Genomic DNA, 2,523 nt, shown 5'->3' on the forward strand with positions numbered 1-2,523 from the left:
CTGGGCCTGGGCGACAAGGCCGAGGCCTATGTCCGCCAGCTCTCCGGCGGCATGAAGCGCCGGCTGATGGTGGCCAAGGCCATGGTGCACAATCCCCCGGTGCTGATCCTGGACGAGCCCACGGCCGGGGTGGACGTGGAGCTGCGCCGCCAGCTCTGGGCCTATGTGGTGGAACTGAACCGCAAGGGCGTGACCATCGTGCTCACCACCCACTACCTGGAAGAGGCCCAGGAACTCTGCGACCAGATCGCCATCGTCAACCGCGGCGAGGTGGTGGCCTGCGAACCCACCGCCACCCTGTTGAAGCGCCTGGACACCCGCAATGTCGTGGTCACCCCGGAGGAGCCGCTAATGGTCGCGCCGGAGGTGGCGGGGTTCGAGACCAAGGCCCGCCCGGGCGGCGCCTTCTCGGTCACCTATCGCACCGGCCAGTCCAGCGTCGAGCAGGTGCTGGCCGCCGTCCGCGCCACCGGCCTGCACATCAAGGACATCTCGACGGAGGACCCGGACCTGGAGGACGTCTTCGTCTCGCTGACCTCGAAGGCGGCCGCCTGACGGCTCTTTCGTTCGGGCGCGCTTTCCGCTAGAGGAGCGTTCCCGCGCATATGCACCCGTAGCTCAGCTGGATAGAGCGTTGCCCTCCGAAGGCAAAGGTCACACGTTCGAATCGTGTCGGGTGCGCCAATTCCGCCGTGGGTACTACGCCAGACTACGCTGGATCCGTCTCACGCCGCTCTCGACCGCCGGAGCTAAGCCGGATGGAAGAGCGTCGGAAACGGGCGTAGTAGATGCGCCGGTGTCCAGCGGCGGAAATGCTCGAATCGCCTCAGGTAGATTCGGCCGCTTCGCGCCAATCCTTGCCTTTTCATATCTCCAGCAGGTCCTTTCCAACGATAATCGGCCCGCGATAGAATTTGCTGGCTGCAGCGATCCATTCCTCGTCGGGAACATCGGGATCTTCGGCCGGGATGAGGTGCGACAGGACCAGCAGCTTCACGCCAGCCTGCTGCGCGATCCACCCCGCCTGTTCGGCTGTCGTGTGATGCGACAGGATACTTGCCTTCAGCCGCTCGGCATTGGGCAATTTGCCGATCATCTCGTCGATGCGCGCCGGCAGCAACGCTTCATGAACGAGCACATCGGCGCCCTTAGCGAGGACGACAAGATTGTCGGATGGGCTGGTGTCGCCGGAAATGACTATCGATCTGTCGGCGGTATCGATGCGGTAGGCCAGCGCGGGCACGACGGGCGGATGGCGGACAACTGCCGCGGACACCGTGACATTGGCATCGCGCATCACCGGCCCGGCCCTGCTCACGTCATGCGCCTGGACGAGCCGCGGCAGCGGTATGCGCCCTTCATCCCTGACCCGGACATCGATGTCCGCCGCGCTCATTGCGAAGAAATGCCGCGTCATCTCCGCGAGCGGCGGCGGCCCCCAACCGTCGACCTGCGTCGTAAGACCCGACACCCATATGGCGGAGAGCAGGTTCCCATAGTCGGCATTGTGGTCGGAGTGCTGGTGGGTGATGAAGATGTGCCTTACGGATCGCAGGGGGATGCCGGCCACGGCAAGTTGCCGGGCGACACCGTCTCCGCAATCGACGACATACGCCGCGCCGTTCACGACAATGACCTGCGCTGTCGCAGACCGTGCGCGCCTCGGGCGCGGTCCGCCAGCCGTTCCCAGGAGGATCAGGCGCGTGCCGCTTCGGCCTGGGGTCTCATCTGCCACATGCGACGTGGCGGCAGAGGCCGGGATCGCGACCGCTGCTCCCGCAAGCTGACCGAGGATATGGCGTCGTGATTGCAGCATAGCGCATGCTCCGTTTCGCTCACTGCAAAGCTATAACACGGGTCAGCCTTAGCGAACGCCTGTTTTGGCCTGATAGACACAGGTATTGGGGTCGCAGATTCCCGCCAGTTCTTACAGAAAGAGGATCTGCGAAACAGCGCCAATGATGTTCTCTGCAATGTCATAGTACGCGACAGCATGTGCAGAGGGCATATGGTGGACGCATGCGGTAGGAGGCGGCTCTAGCGTAGTAGACAGTGCGACACATAGTTATCGGTTTTATCCAACCGGGTGCGCCAGCGGTCCTCCTGAAGACCTAGGCCACGCCCAGCAGCCGCTTCGGGGCCGCGAGCCGCCAGCTCGCGCCCAGCCGCTCGGTCACGTGGGCCCAGTCGGTGTCGTCGGGGGCAAGATTGATCGAGATCCAGCCCGAGGGCCCGAGATAGGCCGGCCAGCTATAGAGGTCGGGATCGAGCTCCATCAGCAGCTCCTGCTCGTCGCGGCCGGTGGTCTTGACGCAGACCACGGTCATGTCGTCGCCGTGATGGTTGTGCCGGAAATAGGCGAACATCTTGCCCGCCACCCGGAACGCGGGGATGCCGTGCGAGACGATCTCGTCGGTCTGCGCCAAGGCCAGGCAGACGGCGCGGACACGCTCGAGGACAGCTTGCGGATCGGGACTCAGCACGGGCGCCTCCGGGACAGGGAGGCCCGAGCTTCCTCCATTC

The 2,523-nt window shown here is 64.6% G+C and carries 3 protein-coding genes and 1 tRNA gene; 2 read left to right on the forward strand and 2 right to left on the reverse strand.

Annotated features, from left to right (window positions below; translation table 11 throughout):
* Together V6M52_RS10110 and V6M52_RS10115 are read left to right on the forward strand one after the other, a co-directional pair.
* Window positions 1-555: ABC transporter ATP-binding protein (locus V6M52_RS10110; protein WP_332700927.1), on the forward strand; the 555-nt coding region annotated here is incomplete at its 5' end.
* Between the two features lie 52 nt (window positions 556-607).
* Window positions 608-684 (forward strand) — tRNA-Arg (locus tag V6M52_RS10115).
* A 181-nt stretch (window positions 685-865) separates the two neighbouring features.
* On the opposite strand, the gene V6M52_RS10120 is transcribed toward V6M52_RS10115, so the two are convergent.
* Window positions 866-1,816, reverse strand: a complete 951-nt coding sequence (locus V6M52_RS10120) for an MBL fold metallo-hydrolase (RefSeq protein WP_332700928.1) — start codon at window positions 1,814-1,816, stop codon at window positions 866-868.
* 295 nt (window positions 1,817-2,111) lie between these two features.
* On the reverse strand, window positions 2,112-2,523 hold a 412-nt coding region (locus tag V6M52_RS10125; RefSeq protein WP_332700929.1), incomplete at its 5' end, for an MmcQ/YjbR family DNA-binding protein.

Source organism: Devosia sp. (assembly GCF_036676215.1).
Taxonomy (GTDB): domain Bacteria; phylum Pseudomonadota; class Alphaproteobacteria; order Rhizobiales; family Devosiaceae; genus Devosia.